We start from the raw sequence: 17502 nt of genomic DNA on the forward strand, positions 1-17502 counted from the left end.
CGATGTCAGGCAGCGTCTTGGGGGGCGCCACCTGGCATCTGGGGATGTCTTGGGGGACTTTCCCAGAGCTGCGTTGCCGGGACACGTACACCGGGAAGCTTTGAGCGGCCCTCCCGGGCGTGCGCTGTCCCGGCAGACCGCGCGACAGGCACGGCGGGTTTCGCTCGTTGTGCTCAGTACAGCGATTCAGGCGCTGTCCTCACAGACGCCCGGCCGGATCCCGTGGGGGGAATCCGTACCGGGACATGGGAAGGCGCCCTGGTTCGTCGGCCCGTGGGGGGACCGGCGCCAGGGCGCCTTCTGCTGTCCGCGTCCCCTGCCGACCACACTGTCCGCCGTGCGCGCCTTCCGCCGCCCGCCGTGCGCGCCTTCCGCCGTCCACGTCACCTGCCGTCCGCGGGGCGTGACGCGCGTCCGACGTCCGGACACGGAAGAGTCCCGTACCGCTCGGGGCGGCACGGGACTCTTCTGACGCGCTGCGGGGGTGCCTGGCGGCTCAGCGCTCCTCGACGGGAACGAAGTCGCGCTCGACGACACCCGTGTAGATCTGGCGCGGGCGGCCGATGCGGGAACCCGGCTCCTTGATCATCTCGTGCCACTGGGCGATCCAGCCCGGCAGCCGGCCGAGGGCGAACAGGACCGTGAACATCTCGGTCGGGAAGCCCATGGCCCGGTAGATCAGGCCGGTGTAGAAGTCGACGTTCGGGTAGAGGCTGCGCGAGACGAAGTAGTCGTCGGAGAGCGCGTGCTCCTCCAGCTTCAGGGCGATGTCCAGCAGCTCGTCGGACTTGCCGAGGGCGGAGAGCACGTCGTGCGCGGCAGCCTTGATGATCTTGGCGCGGGGGTCGAAGTTCTTGTAGACCCGGTGGCCGAAGCCCATCAGGCGGACGCCGTCCTCCTTGTTCTTCACCTTGCGGATGAAGGAGTCGACGTCACCGCCGGCGTCGCGGATGCCCTCCAGCATCTCCAGCACCGACTGGTTGGCGCCGCCGTGCAGCGGGCCCCAGAGCGCGTTGATGCCGGCGGAGATCGAGGCGAACATGTTCGCCTGCGAGGAGCCGACCAGGCGGACCGTGGAGGTCGAGCAGTTCTGTTCGTGGTCCGCGTGCAGGATCAGCAGCTTGTCGAGCGCGGCGACGACCGTCGGGTCGAGCTCGTACTCCTGCGCCGGCACCGAGAACGTCATGCGCAGGAAGTTCTCGACGTAGCCGAGGTCGTTGCGCGGGTAGACGAACGGGTGGCCGATCGACTTCTTGTACGCGTAGGCCGCGATCGTCGGGAGCTTCGCGAGCAGCCGGATCGTGGAGAGGTTGCGCTGCCGCTCGTCGAACGGGTTGTGGCTGTCCTGGTAGAACGTCGACAGCGCCGAGACGACCGACGACAGCATGGCCATCGGGTGGGCGTCGCGCGGGAAGCCCTTGTAGAAGTTCTTGACGTCTTCATGCAGCAGGGTGTGCTGCGTGATCTCGTTCTTGAACGCGGTGAGCTCGTCGACGGTCGGCAGCTCACCGTTGATCAGCAGGTAGGCGACCTCCACGAAGGAGGAGCGCTCCGCCAGCTGCTCGATCGGGTAGCCGCGGTACCGGAGGATGCCCGCCTCGCCGTCCAGATACGTGATCGCGGATTTGTAGGCGGCGGTGTTGCCGTAGCCGCTGTCCAGCGTCACCAGACCGGTCTGGGCGCGGAGCTTCCCGATGTCGAAGCCCTTGTCGCCGACGGTGCTGTCGATCACCGGGTAGGTGTACTCGCCGTCGCCGTACCGCAGTACTACTGAGTTGTCGCTCACGTCTTCCCTCACCGACGTAGTGCCTCATCTTCGAGGTGCCCTGACTGTCTCTACCATCCCCCACTTGGCTCAGGAGAGTGCACTCGGGGTCGACCATCGGGCCTATTGGCGGCACTCAGTGCCGCCAACTTGCTCATCCTGCCCCCTCTCCTCCCCTTCCGGAAGAGCTCTGTGACCTTTACGACTCGTTTGATCGATCATTTTTTTCACAGGGGCCGAGAGGTTCACGGGAAGGTTTCAGGTCCGGGAGCCCGCCAGCCGGAAGTCGAGCGCCGTGCAGCGCCTGCCCGCCGACACCGTGCGCACCGCCTGCCCGATCGCCTTGCGGGAGCCGACGAGGACGACCAGCTTCTTGGCCCGGGTGACCGCCGTGTACAGCAGGTTCCGCTGGAGCATCATCCAGGCGCCGGTCGTCACGGGGATCACCACCGCCGGGTATTCGCTGCCCTGGGAGCGGTGGATGGTCACCGCGTAGGCGTGGGACAGTTCGTCCAGTTCGTCGAATTCGTACGGCACCTCCTCGTCCTCGTCCGTCAGCACGGTGAGGCGCTGCTCGACCGGGTCGAGCGAGGTGACGACGCCCACGGTGCCGTTGAAGACGCCGTTCTCGCCCTTCTCGTAGTTGTTGCGAATCTGGGTGACCTTGTCGCCGACCCGGAAGACGCGACCGCCGAACCGCTTCTCCGGCACGTCCGGGCGCCCCGGGGTGACGGCCTGCTGGAGCAGCCCGTTCAGCGTGCCGGCGCCGGCGGGCCCCCGGTGCATGGGGGCGAGCACCTGCACGTCCCGGCGCGGGTCCAGCCCGAACTTGGCGGGGATGCGCCGCGCGGCGACATCGACGGTGAGCCGCCCCGCTTCCTCCGTCTCGTCCTCGACGAAGAGGAAGAAGTCCTTCATGCCGTCGGTGAGCGGGTGCTGCCCGGCGTTGATCCGGTGCGCGTTCGTCACGACGCCCGACTGCTGGGCCTGCCGGAAGACGCGGGTGAGGCGGACGGCGGGGACGGGGCTGCCGTCGGCGAGCAGATCCCGCAGCACCTCCCCCGCACCGACGCTGGGCAGCTGGTCGACGTCCCCGACGAAGAGCAGGTGTGCGCCGGGCGCCACGGCCTTGACCAGCTTGTTGGCGAGGAGGAGGTCGAGCATGGAGGCCTCGTCGACGACGACGAGGTCGGCGTCGAGCGGCCGGTCCCGGTCGTAGGCGGCGTCGCCGCCGGGCTTGAGCTCCAGCAGGCGGTGGACCGTGGAGGCCTCGGCGCCGGTCAGCTCGGCGAGGCGCTTGGCGGCCCGCCCGGTCGGCGCGGCGAGCACGACCTTGGCCTTCTTCGCACGGGCCAGTTCGACGATGGACCTGACCGTGAACGACTTGCCGCAGCCCGGCCCGCCGGTGAGGACGGCGACCTTCTCGGTGAGCGCGAGCTTGACGGCCGCCTCCTGCTCGGGGGCAAGGTCGGCGCCGGTACGGCCCTTCAGCCACCCCAGGGCCTTGTCCCAGGCCACGTCCCCGAACCCGGGCATCCGGTCCTCGCCGGTGCGCAGGAGGCGCAGCAGCTGGGCGGAGAGGGCCAGCTCGGCGCGGTGGAAGGGGACGAGGTAGACGGCGGTCACGGGGTCGCCGCCCTGGGGGTCGGGGACCTTCTCGCGTACGACGCCGGGGTCCTCGCCCTCCTCGGGCTCGGCGGCCAGCTCGGCGAGGCACTCGATGACGAGCCCGGTGTCCACCTGGAGCAGCTTCACCGCGTCGGCGATCAGCCTCTCCTCGGGGAGGTAGCAGTGGCCCTGGTCGGTGGCCTGCGACAGGGCGTACTGCAGCCCCGCCTTCACTCGCTCCGGGCTGTCGTGCGGGATGCCCACGGACTGGGCGATCTTGTCGGCGGTGAGGAAGCCGATGCCCCACACGTCGGACGCCAGCCGGTAGGGCTGGTTCTTCACGACGGAGATCGAGGCGTCGCCGTACTTCTTGTAGATCCGCACCGCGATCGACGTCGACACCTCGACGGTCTGGAGGAAGAGCATGACCTCCTTGATCGCCTTCTGCTCCTCCCACGCGTCGGCGATCTTTTTGGTCCGCTTGGGGCCGAGGCCGGGGACCTCGATGAGCCGCTTCGGCTCCTCCTCGATGATCTGGAGCGTGTCCACGCCGAAGTGCTGCGTGATGCGGTCGGCGAAGACCGGGCCGATGCCCTTGACCAGGCCGGAGCCGAGGTAGCGCCGGATGCCCTGGACCGTGGCCGGGAGCACGGTCGTGTAGTTCTCCACGTGGAACTGCTTGCCGTACTGGGGGTGCGAGCCCCAGCGGCCCTCCATGCGCAGGGACTCGCCGGCCTGCGCGCCGAGCAGCGCGCCGACGACCGTGAGGAGGTCGCCGGCGCCTCTGCCGGTGTCGACGCGGGCGACCGTGTAGCCGTTCTCCTCGTTGGCGTACGTGATGCGTTCCAGGACGCCTTCGAGGGTGGCGAGGCGGCGTTCGCCGGGGGCGGCGTCGGACTGGTTGGGCATGATCCGACGGTACCGGTGGGGTGTGACAGCGGGGTCGGTGCCGTCAGGGGTTGGCGTACATCGTGACCCGGGCCGGGGTGAAGCGGCGGGCCAGGAGATCGTCCTCGCTGATCGCCCAGTACATGGTGACGGACTCCAGGTCGTACATTCCGGGGTGCCACTGGGCCAGGAGTGCCCAGTCCCCGCGCCGTGGCCCGTCCACCCCGGCGGCGTACGCGCACTGCCGCACCGGGTCGCCCCACCCCTCGGCGTCCAGGGCGTACCCGCCGATCTGCAGTTGGGGGCCCTTGTGCCAGTAGCCGTCGGCCCGCACGTCCGACCACACCCTGCGCAGTTCCCCGGCCCGAGGATGCTCGTCGAGGAGCGGGTCGCCGCCGAAGTTCCCGTAGTCGGGCAGGGACACGTCGTACTTCACGCGCAGCTCACCACGGAGCTCTCCGTCGAAGTCGACACCGCCCAGCTCGTGGTCCGGCCCGTAGTGGTACTCCACCTTGCGCTCCTCGACCGCGATGCCCGCCGGGACGTACACCGCGTGACCGCTCGAACAGGTGTCGTCCTCGCTCGACTCCAGTCCGGGCCAGGCGAACAACAGCAGGCGGCCGTCGGCCGGCAGTGGAAGGTTCGTCGCGTCCTCGGGCAGGGCCGCGAGGTCGAGTGTGGCGACGAGGTGCTCGAACTCGGGAGCGTCGGAGGGCTCGTCGGACCGCTGCGGGAGGGCGACGTCGGACGGCAGCATCACCGGGGTGCCGAAGTGCCCCACGACGGGACCCTCCACGTCCGACGCCAGCACCAGGCAGGGCCGCGCCAGCCCCAGCCAGCGCTCCACGTCGGCGGCGGGTATGCCGTGCGCGAGCGCCGCGTCGCGGAAGCGGTCCAGCTTCGCCCGTGCCTCGGGGTTCCGGACGCCGGGTGCCGTGCGCCTGCCCGCCGGGAGGCCGACGCGCCTTCGCCCCGCCTCGTGAGGGGCCGTCCTCCCCCGGTAGCCGACGGTGGGGCCGTCCCCGTTGCGCAGGACACCGGAGAACTCGTGGCCGGCGGTGTTCCGGTCGCCGTTCCCCTTCGTCACCAACTGCACGCCCTGGAGCTGGATCTCGCGCACGCCTTCCGCGTTGGCGGTGATGTCCAGCCGGTAGCGGGTGTACGGCGCCGTGGCGGTGGTGGTGAACTCCCGCGCCAGGAAACGCTCGGAGAACATCTCCCCGGACCGCCGGTCGACGGTCGCCCAGGTGCGTCCGTCCTGGGACCCCCGCAGCACCCAGTCCTTCGGGTCCCGCGAGCAGTGGTCGTTGGCGGACGTCAGCGTGTAGGCCGTGACAGCGGCCGGCTCGGGCAGGAAGAAGTCCAGCGTCGCGGTGGGCGAGAACGTCAGCCACTTGCCGCCGCCGGCGTCGAGCAGGTTGGCGGCGACCTCGCCGGCGCGCCGGTGCTCGCCGCTGGCCGCGACCCGGGTGACGGGCACGGGCGTGCCGACGAGTCCGTCGTCGTCCGTGGTGAGCAGTTCCACCCGGTTCAGCTGGGTCTCGGGCTGCCGCCCCCAGTTGCGGCCGATGTCGAGGCGGTACAGCGGGTACGGCGTCGAGTTGGCCACGGTGTACTCACGTACCTGATGGCGCTGCGGAAACGCCTGGTCCAGGCGGGCGTCGAGGGTGATCCAGGTGTGTCCGTCCACCGATCCCCGCAGCCGCCAGTCGCGGGGGTCGCGGTCCCGGTAGTCGTTCGCCGCGGTCAGCCGGTAGGCCGTGACGACGGTGGGCTCGGGCAGGACGAAGTCCAGCGTCGCGGTGGCCTCGAACGCCAGCCACTTGCCCCGGCCGGCGTCGAGCAGGTTGGCGGCGACCTCACCGGCCCTGCGGTTCTCCGCGCCGGCCACGACCTTCGTGACCGCCACCGCAACGGTGCCGCGGGCGGTGGGCGGCGCGGTCGGCCGCAGCGCCAGGGACGCGAAGGTACCCCGCCGGTCCCGCCAGGTGACCCGCTCGACGGCACCCCGGCCGTCGTCCAGCAGCAGGCCCAGCCGGCCCTCGCCCGTGCCGTCGCCGCCGTCCCGGTCCTCGTCGGTGACGAAGACACGCACTCGGTCCTTCCACGTCCCTTCGAGGGCCGGTCGGCGCTCACGCTCGACGCCGCGGTAGTCCTCCGGTGAGCCGTCGGCGGAGCGCCGGTGTCCGCGGAAGGCCATCATGCCCTCGTCGAACGCGGCCACCGCCTCCGCTCCGCCGTCGGAGCGCCAGGCCAGCTCCGTCAGTTCGGACGGCTCTCCGCGGTCGACGTGGACCATCAGCCGCGGCGCCTTCTGCCACTGGCCTCCGGCCCGCACCTCGGTGTCGTAGACGACGACAACGGGCACGCCGGGGGACTCTCCGGCAAAACGGGTCGGTCGGGAACCGGACCGAACGGGCATGGAGTGCTCCAGTGAGTCGTGGACGGTGCGGGACAGTGCTGGTGCGAGGCACTCTCACACAGAGGTCTGACAATCACACACCGGGCAACTCCCGTGCCCGTCAACCGCTTACGGCCGCGTCTTGAGGGCTTCCAGGAAGGAGGCGAAGGCCTGCGCGGGGAAGGTGAGGGTGGCGCGGGACGGGGCCTTGGTGTCGCGGACGGCGACGTGGGTGGGTGAGTTCGCGATCTCCACACAGTTGTTGCCGTCGCCTTCGCCGGAATACGAAGACTTGATCCAGTTGTCCATGGAGTGCCTCACAGCTCCTTCGTCAGGCGGTGGATGAAATCGCGCGACCGGTTCGGTTCCAGCGATACGTCTTCCACTTTATGGAAGCGCGTTCGATAGGTACCGAGTTGGGCCTGGGAATCGATCAGGAGCGCGCCATGAGGCGCGTCGCGTGCGACCGTGTCCAACTTGGGCACAATCCCACCGACGTACGTCATGGTGCTTGAAGCCCTGGCGAAGCCATCCAAGTCGAACGGGATGACGCGCAAGGTGATGCGGTCCGTTTCGGAAGCCTCCACAAGACGCGTCAGTTGAGTCCGCGTGGCTGCCCGGTCGCCGACCCGGATACGGAGAGCCGCCTCGTGGATCACGATCCGATGAGGAAAGGCGGCATTTCGCTGCCGTGTCAGCCTGTGGCGGACACGCAGGTCAAGCTCCTCATCAGTAAGTTCCGGGAGCCTGGAGGAAAAGACGGCTCGGGCGTAGTCCTCCGTCTGCAGGAGTCCTGGCACGTAAAGGACGGCCACATCCTGCTGGAAGGTCGCGTGGTGGTCCAGCTCAGCCAGGTCCAGAAAGGACGTAGGTAGCAGCCCTCGGTACTCCTCCCACCAGCCTCGGGTCCGGTCAGTTGCCATCTGGACCAGGGCTCCGACGAACTCCTGGTCCGTGCAGGCGTAATGGGATGCCAGGCGTCGGAGCCGCTGTTCGCTCACCCCCGAGAGTCCGGCCTCGATCTGACTGATCTGGACGTTGCTCACACCGAGCATGGCCGCAGCCTGGCGGGCGGTAAGGCCTGCCGCCTCACGAAGTCTGCGCAGCTCCACCGCCAAGCGCATCTGTCGCGCCGTCGGTTCCCGCCTGGTGGGCATTGACCGCTCCTTACTCCAACGCGCCGGACGACGCGACTCGTTCGGGGGCAGATTACGCGACCCACTTGCCGCGCCGAAACTTTCAGGTCTACCGTCGGTGACGCAACGCACACGCTGCGGCACCGGGCCACCGGAAGTGCACCGCTCCGTCCTGCCATGACGGGGGCGGCAGAGACACCGGGCCCGCATTCAACTCCCGCCCTGAATTGGAGTCCCGCATGCCCGAAAACGAGTCCTGGGAGTACTCCCTCTACATCCCCAACGATCCGCGCGCCGTCACCGTCAGCCGCCGCACCCTCCGTCTGATCCTCACCATGCACGGCCTGATCCGCCTCGTCGATGTCGCCGAACTGCTGGCGACGGAGCTGGTGTCCAACGCCGTACGGCACACGAAGGGGCCCGCCGCACTGCGTGTGTGCTGGTCACCGCCGGGCACGCTGCGGATCGGGGCATGGGACGCGGACCCCGAGCCGCCGGAGCCGCCGAGGCCCTTCGGGCGGGTGGAGGAGCTGGAGGAGGGGCGCGGGCTGGCCCTGGTCCGGGCGTGCGCCGATGTGTGGGGCTGGCATCCACTTGCCCGGCACGGCAACCGGGGCAAGTACGTGTGGTGCGAGCTGACCGCCGCCTGACCCCACCCGCACACACCCCCTCAGCGCGAGGACACTCACGGCCATCCGTCCTCCACCCGCTCACATGAGCGGGCCGCGAACAAAGCAGGCCGATCGTTCACGGTTGAGCCGGAGGGGGCGGACCGGGCGCCACGGGCAGCCGCGGCCGCCGCCGAGGATCAGCCCGTTATGGAGAAGAAGATCGTGTCCTGGGTGTACCAGTCGATGTTCTTCGTGGCGTACTCCCACTCCTCGTGCTCGAACTCGAGCTTCTCGATCACCTCCCGGACGTCGTACCGGAGGCTTTCGTCCATCCGGTCCAGGACCGCGCGGTAGGCGTCCGCCGCCGGCTTCGCCGCGGCCAGCGGGAACATGCCGATGTGCGGCCCGTCCACGGGGTACGGGATGTGGAAGGGGATCTCCTCCGGCGGCCCGGAGAAGAGGCGGTCGTGCAGGAGGAAGTCGGCACTCACGCCCAGCCGGCGCAGCTCCTCGTCGACCACTCCGAAGAAGGTGGACGGCTTGGAGTACACACCCAGCTCGGCGGGGTCGGAGGCGTTCCGGTCGATGATGTGCTGGAGTGCGTGGTAGTAGGCGCCCGCCGCGTACTCGGCTTTCGAACTCGCGTGGCCGGCCACCAGGTGCTCGAGCGCGTCGGGTACGGACAGGCCCAGGTCGATGCCCTGGTCGTCCAGGTCGCGCTGACGCTCCCGCGCCTTTTCACGCATGATGCCGAGACAGCGCTGCTGATCGGCCGTCAGTTCGTCGGCGGCACCCAGGAAAGCGAGGACGTCGGCCTTGTCGGCCGTGCTGTACGAGATGATCCGGCTCATGATCGTCATCCTGTCAGCCGCCACCGACAACGGCGCGTGGCCCGCGACCGGAGAGGCGAACGGCCGGAGCGCCGCGAACGGCCGGAGCGCCGCGAACGGTCAGAGCGCCGCGAACGGTCAGAGCGCCGCGAACAGTCAGAGCGCCGCGAACAGTCCCGCCAGCGGGGCGGGTGTGCGGGCCGGCTCCAGGGCCTCGACGAGGACGCGGCCGTAGTGGATCTTGCGGCCCTTCTTCGTGCCGAAGAACCGGCGCAGTTGCTGTCGCGCGGTGCGGCCCTGCTGGGCGGGCTGGCGGAGGAAGGTCCGCAGTGGGCGGAGGTCGCCCTCCTCCTCGATGAGTTCCCGCACCCGCTCCTCACCGAGCGCGCGGATGAGCTCGTCCTCCAGGTCGGCCGTGCAGACGAAGAGGTCGTGCGGGGCGGCGTTCGCGCGGTCCAGGGCGCGGACGTAGTAGCCGCGTTCCCGCTCGTCGCACAGGCCCGTCAGGCGCAGGTCCAGGCCGGTCGGTCCGAGGAGGCCCGCGAAGCGGCCGACGCTCATCGCGCCGCCCATCGCAAGGACACAGGTCCCCTCCGCCGCCAGGTCCCGGCCGCGGTGCGCGGCCAGCGCGTCGACGGCCGCCGCGTCGCTCGGCCCCTCGAGCAGCACCGCCGTCCGGACGGACAGGTGCCCGGCCAGTTCGCGTGCGGGGCCTTCCGGACCACCCGCCGCCCACGCCGTGACCGCGTCCCGGAACGATGCCATGTCCGCCATGGAACGAGTCTCCGCCCTCGACAGCCACCCGCGGTAGTGAATATCGCGGGTTACGTTTGACGTGCAGCCTGTTGGCTGCCTAATGTAATAGGCAGCCAACAGGCTGCACGTCAGAGGGGCGGAGATGGACGAGGTCTTCAAGGCGCTGGCCGACGGCAGCCGACGGCGGCTGCTGGACAGCCTGAACGCGCGCAACGGGCAGAGCCTGCGCGAGCTGTGCTCCGGGCTGGACATGGCCCGGCAGTCGGTCAGCAAACACCTGGCGCTGCTGGAGGCGGCCAACCTGGTCACCACCGTCCGGCGGGGCCGGGAGAAGCTGCACTACCTCAACGCCGAACCGGTCAACGCCATCGCCGAACGCTGGATCAGCCGCTACGACCGCGAGCGGGTGCACGCACTCGCCGATCTCAAGCACGCGCTGGAGGACACCGCCATGGACAGCAACGCGTTCGTGTACACGACGTACATCAGGACCACGCCGGAGAAGCTCTGGCAGGGCCTGACCGACCCGGCCTTCACCAGCCGCTACTGGGGTCTGGAGTTCGCCACCGACTGGAAGGCGGGGTCGCCCATGGTCTGGCGGCAGGGCGGCGCGGACACCGCCGGCCCCGGGCAGGTCGTACTCGAATCCGACCCGTTCCGGCGTCTGTCCTACACCTGGCACACCTTCACACCCGAGTGGGCGAAGGCCAACGGCATCGAGGAAGAGACCCTGGCCGAGCTCGCCGCCGAACGGCGGTCGAAGGTCACCTTCGAGATCGAGGACCTCGGCGGTTCGGTGAAACTGACCGTCGTCCACGACGGGTTCGAGCCCGGCAGCACCGCCCGCGAGATGGTCCGGCACGGCTGGCCGGCCCTCCTGTCCAGCCTCAAGACGCTGCTGGAGACGGGTGACACGCTCCCGGACCCCGCCTGACCGGGCGACCGCCGGGCCGCACCGTCAGCGACTCAGGGTCGTCTCCCGGCGCATGTGCGACAGCTTCTCGGGGTTGCGCACCGCGTAGAGACCGGTGACGAGGCCGTCGTCGAACCGCAGCGCCAGCACGGTGTCGAGCTCGCCGTCGAGGCTGACGAGCAGGGCCGGGTAGCCGTTGACCTGGTCCGGTCCCAGCGACAGCCTGGCGGCCTGCCTGAGCATCCCCCCGACCATGAAGCGGGCCACCTTGCCGGCCCCCGTGACGGGCCGCAGGACGGCCTGCTTGATGCCGCCGCCGTCGCCCAGCAGGACGACGTCCGGCGCGAGGACGTCGAGCAGGCCCTGCAGGTCGCCCGTCTCGACCGCCCGCTGGAACGCGGCGAGCGCGTCCCTGCTCTCGGTGGGGGAGACGGCCCCGCGCGGCCGGCGCGCCGCCACGTGCGCGCGAGCCCGGTGCGCGGTCTGGCGGACGGCGGCCGGGCTCTTGTCGACGGCCTCGGCGATCTCGTCGTAGCCGAGACCGAACACCTCGCGCAGGACGAACACCGCCCGCTCGGTCGGCGTGAGCGTCTCCAGGACCAGCATCATCGCCATCGAGACGCTGTCGGCCAGTTCGACGTCCTCGGCCACATCCGGCGTGGTGAGCAGCGGCTCGGGCAGCCAGGAGCCGACGTAGGACTCCTTGCGGCGGCCGAGCGTACGCAGCCGGCTCAGCGCCTGACGGGTGGTGATGCGGACCAGGTACGCGCGCCGGTCGCGCACCGAGCCGAGATCGACTCCCGCCCAGCGCAGCCAGGTCTCCTGGAGGACGTCCTCGGCGTCGGCGGCCGAGCCGAGCATCTCGTAGGCGACGGTGAAGAGCAGGTTGCGGTGGGTGACGAAGGCATCGGTGGCGGGGTCCGTGCGTCCGTCGCCGCCACCGTCGCTGCCAGGGTCGCTGCCGCCGCCACCGTCGCCGACGGGCCGCCCGGTCGTGCCGTCCGGCTCGCGTCCGCTGTTCCCGCTCGTCACCAGCTGCTCCCGCATCTTCGCCTCCGACGGTGTCATGCGCACAGGACGCCGGTCACCGCCGCTCCGTGACACCCATCGGCGGTGGTCCACGTCACATCGGCACCCCGTCACAGGGACCGGGTCGTCGGCATCTTGTGTTCGTCATTGAGGCACCGAGAGTGAGGACGGGGTCATGGAAACCCGATTCAACCTGTTCGAGAACGAGCTCGGCAGCAGGTTCGCCAAGAGGTTCGCGGGCGCAGGCATGCTGGTCCACGAGTCGTCGCTGCCGAAGTCCACGCAGGAACTGGTGTCGCTTCGGGCCAGTCAGATCAACGGCTGCGGCCACTGCATCGACATGCACGTCAAGGAGGCCGCGGCGGCCGGTGAGAGCGCGGTCCGGCTCCACCTGGTCGCCGCCTGGCGCGAGTCCACCGTGTTCACCGAGGCCGAGCGGGCCGCGCTGGCACTCGCCGAGGAGGGCACCCGGCTCGCCGACGCCCAGCAGGGCGTGTCCGACGAGACCTGGGCGCAGGTGCGCAAGCACTACGACGACGACCAGACCGCCGCGCTGGTCTCCCTGGTGGCGCTGATCAACGCGGCCAACCGGCTCGCCGTGATCACGCATCAGCGGGGCGGCTCCTACGAGGCGGGCATGTTCACCGCCGCGCTCGGCGACTGAGCCGACCGGCCGTCGCGTCCGGCCCGGCCCGGGGTCCTCCGGCCCGGGGCCGGGCCGCCGCATGTCCGGCGGACGCATGACGCCCGTCGGGTCACGATTGGATTTCGGCACCCCCTCACCCTCTTGCCATCCACCCGTGTAATCGTTTCCAATCCTCCGTGTAATCGATTCCACAAGGAGGTGGAACGGCGATGGCGAGCATCGGCATCAAGGACGTCGCCGCCGAGGCGGGCGTGTCCGTCGCGACGGTCTCGCGCGTCCTGAACGGCCACCCGTCCGTCAGCCCGGGCGCGCGCACTCGCGTGCTGGCCGCCGTCGAGGCGCTGGGCTACCGCCCGAACGCCGTCGCCCGGTCACTGCGCACCGACCGGACCCGCACCCTCGGCCTGGTCATCAGCGACGTCATGAACCCGTACTTCACCGAGCTGGCCCGTTCCGTCGAGGAGGAGGCCCGCGCACTCGGCTACAGCGTCATCATCGGCAACGCCGACGAGCGGCCCGACCTCCAGGACCACCACGTCACGACGCTGCTGGACCGGCGTATCGACGGGCTGCTCGTCTCCCCCACCGACGGCGGCTCCCCGCGCATGCTGGACGCCGCGCGGGCCGGGACCCCGATGGTCTTCGTCGACCGGTGGATCCCGGGCGTGGACGTGCCCGTCGTCCGGTCGGACGGGCGGGGCGCGGTGCGGGATCTCGTCGCTCACCTGTACGGGCTCGGGCACCGGAGGCTCGCCATCATCGCCGGGCCCGCCGCCACCACGACCGGACGCGAGCGCGTCGACGCCTTCCGCGAGGCGCTCGCCGCGTACGGGCTCCCCCTCCCGGACGCGTACATCGGCCAGGGCGACTTCCAGGCGGAGAGCGGGCGCCGGGTCACCCAGGGCTTCCTCGACCTGCCCGAGCCGCCCGACGTCGTCTTCGCCGCCGACAACCTGATGGCGCTCGGCGCGCTGGACGCCGTCCGCGCGCGCGGGCTGCGCGTCCCCGAGGACATCGCGCTCGCCGCGTTCGACGACATCCGCTGGTTCGTGCACACCGACCCGCCCGTCACCGCGATCGCCCAGCCCACGGGCGACCTCGGGCGGGCCGCCGTACGCGCGCTCGTCGACCGGATCGGGGGACGGCCCGGCGAGTCCGTCACCCTTCCGGCGCGGCTCGTCGTGCGCCGCTCGTGCGGCGAGGCCGCCACCTCGCAAGATCCGTCCCCCTCCCCCGTACAAAGGAGTACGCCGTGAGCAGCCGCAGTCCGGACGAGTTGCTGCGCATCGAGGGCATCCGCAAGACCTTCCCCGGCGTGGTCGCGCTCGACAGCGTCGACTTCGACCTGCGCCGGGGCGAGGTGCACGTGCTCCTCGGTGAGAACGGCGCGGGCAAGAGCACGCTCATCAAGATGCTCTCCGGCGCCTGCACGCCCGACGCCGGGCGGATCCGGGCCGGTGGCGAGGAGGTGCGCATCCACGGTGCGCAGGACTCCGAGCGCCTCGGGATCGCCACCATCTACCAGGAGTTCAACCTCGTCCCCGATCTGACGGTCGCCGAGAACATCTTCCTGGGGCGCCAGCCGCGCCGCCTGGGGATGATCGACCGGAAGAGGATGAACGCGGACGCCGAGGTGCTGCTGAAGCGGGTCGGCCTGAGCGTGTCGCCGCGCGCGCGGGTCCGTGAACTCGGCATCGCACGGCTCCAGATGGTGGAGATCGCCAAGGCGCTCAGCCTGGACGCGCGCGTGCTCATCATGGACGAGCCGACCGCCGTACTGACCTCCGAGGAGGTCGAGAAGCTGTTCGCCATCGTGCGGCAGCTGCGCGAGGACGGTGTCGGCGTCGTCTTCATCACCCACCACCTGGAGGAGATCGCCGCCCTCGGCGACCGGGTCACCGTCATCCGGGACGGGCGCAGCGTCGGCCAGGTGCCCGCCTCCACGCCGGAGGACGAGCTGGTACGGCTCATGGTCGGCCGGTCCATCGAGCAGCAGTACCCGCGCGAACGCGCCGACGCCGGTGAGGCACTGCTCACGGTGGAGGGGCTGACGCGCGACGGTGTGTTCCACGACGTCGGTTTCGAGGTGCGCGCCGGTGAGGTCGTCGGCATCGCGGGCCTCGTCGGCGCCGGGCGGACGGAGGTCGTCCGGGCCGTGTTCGGGGCCGACCCCTACGACGCGGGGACCGTGCGCGTCGCGGGTGACCGGCTCCGCCGCCACGACGTGAACGCGGCCATGGCGGCCGGTATCGGCCTCGTCCCCGAGGACCGCAAGGGGCAGGGGCTCGTCCTCGATGCCTCCGTCGAGGAGAACCTCGGCCTCGTCACCCTCCGCTCCACGTCCCGCGCGGGGCTCGTCGACCTCAAGGGGCAGCACGAGGCGGCGGAGCGGATCGCCGGGCAGCTCGGCGTGCGGATGGCCGGTCTCGGTCAGCACGTGCGCACGCTCTCCGGCGGCAACCAGCAGAAGGTCGTCATCGGCAAGTGGCTGCTGGCCGACACCAAGGTGCTGATCCTCGACGAGCCGACACGCGGCATCGACGTCGGCGCGAAGGTCGAGATCTACCAGCTGATCAACGAACTCACCGCGGCCGGCGCCGCCGTGCTGATGATCTCCAGCGACCTGCCCGAGGTGCTCGGCATGAGCGACCGGGTGCTGGTGATGGCGCAGGGCCGGATCGCGGGCGAACTCCCCGCCGACCGGGCCACCCAGGACGCCGTGATGGCGCTCGCCGTCAGCACGCCCCACAGCGGCACCCCGGACGGCGACACCCCCCACAGCGACACTCCCGACAGCGACACGTCGCACAGCGACACCCCCCACAGCGACGGAACGGAGGCCTCCCGTGGCCACTGACACGCTCAAGAGCAAGCCGGGCGCGCAGGGCGCCACGGGCGGCCTGCGCCGCCTGCTGCTGGAGAACGGCGCGCTGACCGCGCTGATCGTCCTCGTCATCGCCATGTCGGCGCTGTCCGGGGACTTCCTGACCGCCGACAACCTGCTGAACGTCGGCGTCCAGGCCGCCGTCACCGCGATCCTCGCGTTCGGCGTCACCTTCGTCATCGTCTCCGCGGGCATCGACCTGTCGGTCGGCTCGGTCGCCGCGCTGTCGGCCACCGTGCTGGCGTGGAGCGCCACCGAGGCCGGGATGCCCGTCGTACTCGCGGTGGTGCTGGCCGTCGCGACGGGCATCGCCTGCGGCCTGGTCAACGGTTTCCTCATCTCGTACGGGAAACTGCCGCCGTTCATCGCGACGCTCGCCATGCTGTCGGTGGGGCGCGGTCTGTCGCTCGTCATCTCGCAGGGCTCGCCCATCGCCTTCCCGGACTCCGTCTCCCACCTGGGCGACACGCTCGGCGGGTGGCTGCCGGTGCCGGTGCTCGTGATGATCGTGATGGGGCTGATCACCGCGTTCGTCCTCGGGCGGACCTACATCGGCCGCTCCATGTACGCCATCGGCGGCAACGAGGAGGCCGCGCGCCTGTCCGGCCTGCGGGTGAAGCGGCAGAAGCTCGCCATCTACGCCTTCTCCGGCCTGTTCGCCGCCGCCGCGGGCATCGTGCTCGCCTCCCGGCTCTCCTCCGCGCAGCCGCAGGCCGCGCAGGGCTACGAACTGGACGCCATCGCCGCCGTCGTCATCGGCGGCGCCTCGCTCGCGGGCGGCACCGGCAAGGCGTCGGGCACGCTGATCGGCGCGCTCATCCTCGCGGTGCTGCGCAACGGCCTCAACCTGCTGTCCGTCTCCGCGTTCTGGCAGCAGGTCGTCATCGGTGTCGTCATCGCGCTCGCGGTGCTGCTGGACACCCTGCGGCGCAAGGCGGGGGCGACCACGCCCGCGGCCGGGACCGGCGGGGGTGGCAAGGGCAAGCAGGCACTGACGTACCTGATCGCCGCCGTCGTGGCCGTGGCCGTCGTCGGTGCGACCTCGCTGCTGCACAACGGCTCCTCCGACGGGAAGACGCGGAAGGTCGGCCTGTCGCTGTCCACGCTCAACAACCCGTTCTTCGTGCAGATCAGGGACGGAGCCGAGGAGCAGGCGGAGAAGCTGGGCGTGGACCTGACGGTCACGGACGCGCAGAACGACGCCTCCCAGCAGGCCAACCAGCTGCAGAACTTCACCAGCGAAGGCCTGTCCTCGATCATCGTCAACCCGGTGGACTCCGACGCCGCGGGCCCCTCGGTGCGCTCGGCGAACAAGGACGACATCCCCGTCATCGCCGTGGACCGCGGCGTCAACGACGCGAAGACGGCGGCGCTGGTCGCCTCCGACAACGTCGAGGGCGGTGAGCTGGGCGCCAAGGCGCTCGCCGAGAAGCTCGGCGGCAAGGGCACGATCGTCATCCTCCAGGGCCAGGCCGGCACCTCCGCCAGCCGGGAGCGCGGGGCGGGCTTCGCGGCCGGTCTGAAGGAGTACCCGGGTATCGAGGTCGTCGCCGAGCAGCCCGCGGACTTCGACCGCACCAAGGGCCTGGACGTGATGACCAACCTGCTCCAGGCGCACCCCGACATCGACGGCGTCTTCGCGGAGAACGACGAGATGGCGCTCGGCGCGATCAAGGCGCTGGGTTCCAAGGCCGGCAAGTCCGTGCAGGTCGTCGGCTTCGACGGCACCCCGGACGGGCTGAAGGCGGTGCGCGAGGGCACGTTGTTCGCGTCCGTCGCACAGCAGCCGAAGGAACTGGGCAGGATCGCCGTGTCGAACGCGCTGCGCGCGGCCGACGGCAAGAAGGTGAACACCGTGGTGAAGGTGCCGGTGAAGGTGATCACCAAGGAGAACGTGGCCGGCTTCGAGGGCTGACCCGGAGCACGGAGGCGCGGCGGGGGCGGGCGGGCGCGTCGGCCGTCCGCCCTCCTCACTCGTATTGCTGCGGTACTCGGATTCATGCGGTACTCGGTTTCATGCGGTACTCGGATTCAT

At 70.5% G+C, this 17502-nt stretch carries 14 protein-coding genes; 6 read left to right on the forward strand and 8 right to left on the reverse strand.

The window, feature by feature from the left end:
• Positions 1 to 496 precede the first annotated feature (496 nt).
• The 5 genes from ACH4F2_RS01690 to ACH4F2_RS01710 all read right to left on the reverse strand — a co-directional run bounded on the left by ACH4F2_RS01690 (position 497) and on the right by ACH4F2_RS01710 (position 7819).
• A complete protein-coding gene (locus ACH4F2_RS01690) occupies positions 497 to 1786 on the reverse strand; it encodes a citrate synthase (RefSeq protein ID WP_310873321.1) in 1290 nt (429 codons plus the stop codon).
• 237 nt (positions 1787 to 2023) lie between these two features.
• Positions 2024 to 4282 carry an ATP-dependent RecD-like DNA helicase gene (locus ACH4F2_RS01695; protein WP_398130680.1) on the reverse strand — a complete coding sequence of 753 codons (2259 nt, stop codon included), beginning with the start codon at positions 4280 to 4282 and terminating at the stop codon, positions 2024 to 2026.
• Positions 4283 to 4325: 43 nt separating this feature from the next.
• The gene (locus ACH4F2_RS01700) at positions 4326 to 6629 is read right to left on the reverse strand and encodes a hypothetical protein (RefSeq protein WP_398130681.1); all 2304 of its coding nucleotides are present in this window, start codon (positions 6627 to 6629) and stop codon (positions 4326 to 4328) included.
• A gap of 162 nt (positions 6630 to 6791) precedes the next feature.
• A complete protein-coding gene (locus tag ACH4F2_RS01705) occupies positions 6792 to 6971 on the reverse strand; it encodes a DUF397 domain-containing protein (protein ID WP_398130682.1) in 180 nt (59 codons plus the stop codon).
• A gap of 8 nt (positions 6972 to 6979) precedes the next feature.
• On the reverse strand, positions 6980 to 7819 hold the full coding sequence (locus tag ACH4F2_RS01710; protein ID WP_398130683.1) for a helix-turn-helix domain-containing protein: 840 nt from the start codon (positions 7817 to 7819) through the stop codon (positions 6980 to 6982).
• Positions 7820 to 8037: 218 nt separating this feature from the next.
• Here ACH4F2_RS01710 and ACH4F2_RS01715 point away from each other — a divergent pair, with 218 nt between their 5' ends.
• Positions 8038 to 8448, forward strand: coding sequence for an ATP-binding protein (locus tag ACH4F2_RS01715; protein ID WP_398130684.1), 411 nt, complete (start codon positions 8038 to 8040; stop codon positions 8446 to 8448).
• A 158-nt stretch (positions 8449 to 8606) separates the two neighbouring features.
• On the opposite strand, the gene ACH4F2_RS01720 is transcribed toward ACH4F2_RS01715, so the two are convergent.
• A complete protein-coding gene (locus tag ACH4F2_RS01720) occupies positions 8607 to 9260 on the reverse strand; it encodes a hypothetical protein (protein WP_398130685.1) in 654 nt (217 codons plus the stop codon).
• Between the two features lie 135 nt (positions 9261 to 9395).
• Positions 9396 to 10013, reverse strand: a complete 618-nt coding sequence (locus ACH4F2_RS01725) for a TOPRIM nucleotidyl transferase/hydrolase domain-containing protein (RefSeq protein WP_398130686.1) — start codon at positions 10011 to 10013, stop codon at positions 9396 to 9398.
• A gap of 124 nt (positions 10014 to 10137) precedes the next feature.
• On the opposite strand from ACH4F2_RS01725, the gene ACH4F2_RS01730 reads away from it, so the two are divergent.
• Positions 10138 to 10929, forward strand: a complete 792-nt coding sequence (locus ACH4F2_RS01730; RefSeq protein WP_398130687.1) for an ArsR/SmtB family transcription factor — start codon at positions 10138 to 10140, stop codon at positions 10927 to 10929.
• Positions 10930 to 10953: 24 nt separating this feature from the next.
• Here ACH4F2_RS01730 and ACH4F2_RS01735 read toward each other — a convergent pair whose 3' ends face one another.
• On the reverse strand, positions 10954 to 11982 hold the full coding sequence (locus tag ACH4F2_RS01735; protein WP_398130688.1) for an RNA polymerase sigma-70 factor: 1029 nt from the start codon (positions 11980 to 11982) through the stop codon (positions 10954 to 10956).
• Between the two features lie 130 nt (positions 11983 to 12112).
• On the opposite strand from ACH4F2_RS01735, the gene ACH4F2_RS01740 reads away from it, so the two are divergent.
• The 4 genes from ACH4F2_RS01740 to ACH4F2_RS01755 all read left to right on the forward strand — a co-directional run bounded on the left by ACH4F2_RS01740 (position 12113) and on the right by ACH4F2_RS01755 (position 17382).
• A complete protein-coding gene (locus ACH4F2_RS01740; protein WP_398130689.1) occupies positions 12113 to 12601 on the forward strand; it encodes a carboxymuconolactone decarboxylase family protein in 489 nt (162 codons plus the stop codon).
• Between the two features lie 191 nt (positions 12602 to 12792).
• On the forward strand, positions 12793 to 13839 hold the full coding sequence (locus tag ACH4F2_RS01745; protein WP_398130690.1) for a LacI family DNA-binding transcriptional regulator: 1047 nt from the start codon (positions 12793 to 12795) through the stop codon (positions 13837 to 13839).
• On the forward strand, positions 13836 to 15440 hold the full coding sequence (locus ACH4F2_RS01750) for an ATP-binding cassette domain-containing protein (RefSeq protein ID WP_398130691.1): 1605 nt from the start codon (positions 13836 to 13838) through the stop codon (positions 15438 to 15440). Before ACH4F2_RS01745 ends, ACH4F2_RS01750 begins: the two co-directional genes overlap by 4 nt.
• Positions 15430 to 17382 carry a substrate-binding domain-containing protein gene (locus tag ACH4F2_RS01755; RefSeq protein ID WP_398130692.1) on the forward strand — a complete coding sequence of 651 codons (1953 nt, stop codon included), beginning with the start codon at positions 15430 to 15432 and terminating at the stop codon, positions 17380 to 17382. Before ACH4F2_RS01750 ends, ACH4F2_RS01755 begins: the two co-directional genes overlap by 11 nt.
• Positions 17383 to 17502: the final 120 nt, after the last annotated feature.

This window comes from Streptomyces sp. NPDC017890 (assembly GCF_044328675.1).
In the GTDB taxonomy this organism is placed as follows: domain Bacteria; phylum Actinomycetota; class Actinomycetes; order Streptomycetales; family Streptomycetaceae; genus Streptomyces.

What these genes read in the sequence shown, in the direction of transcription:
- ACH4F2_RS01695 (WP_398130680.1), bottom strand. Translation starts at nt 4,282, where the DNA reads ATGCCCAACCAGTCCGACGCCGCCCCCGGCGAACGCCGCCTCGCCACC.
- ACH4F2_RS01705 (WP_398130682.1), bottom strand. Translation starts at nt 6,971, where the DNA reads ATGGACAACTGGATCAAGTCTTCGTATTCCGGCGAAGGCGACGGCAAC.
- ACH4F2_RS01710 (WP_398130683.1), bottom strand. Translation starts at nt 7,819, where the DNA reads ATGCCCACCAGGCGGGAACCGACGGCGCGACAGATGCGCTTGGCGGTG.
- ACH4F2_RS01715 (WP_398130684.1), top strand. Translation starts at nt 8,038, where the DNA reads ATGCCCGAAAACGAGTCCTGGGAGTACTCCCTCTACATCCCCAACGAT.
- ACH4F2_RS01720 (WP_398130685.1), bottom strand. Translation starts at nt 9,260, where the DNA reads ATGAGCCGGATCATCTCGTACAGCACGGCCGACAAGGCCGACGTCCTC.
- ACH4F2_RS01725 (WP_398130686.1), bottom strand. Translation starts at nt 10,013, where the DNA reads ATGGCGGACATGGCATCGTTCCGGGACGCGGTCACGGCGTGGGCGGCG.
- ACH4F2_RS01730 (WP_398130687.1), top strand. Translation starts at nt 10,138, where the DNA reads ATGGACGAGGTCTTCAAGGCGCTGGCCGACGGCAGCCGACGGCGGCTG.
- ACH4F2_RS01740 (WP_398130689.1), top strand. Translation starts at nt 12,113, where the DNA reads ATGGAAACCCGATTCAACCTGTTCGAGAACGAGCTCGGCAGCAGGTTC.
- ACH4F2_RS01745 (WP_398130690.1), top strand. Translation starts at nt 12,793, where the DNA reads ATGGCGAGCATCGGCATCAAGGACGTCGCCGCCGAGGCGGGCGTGTCC.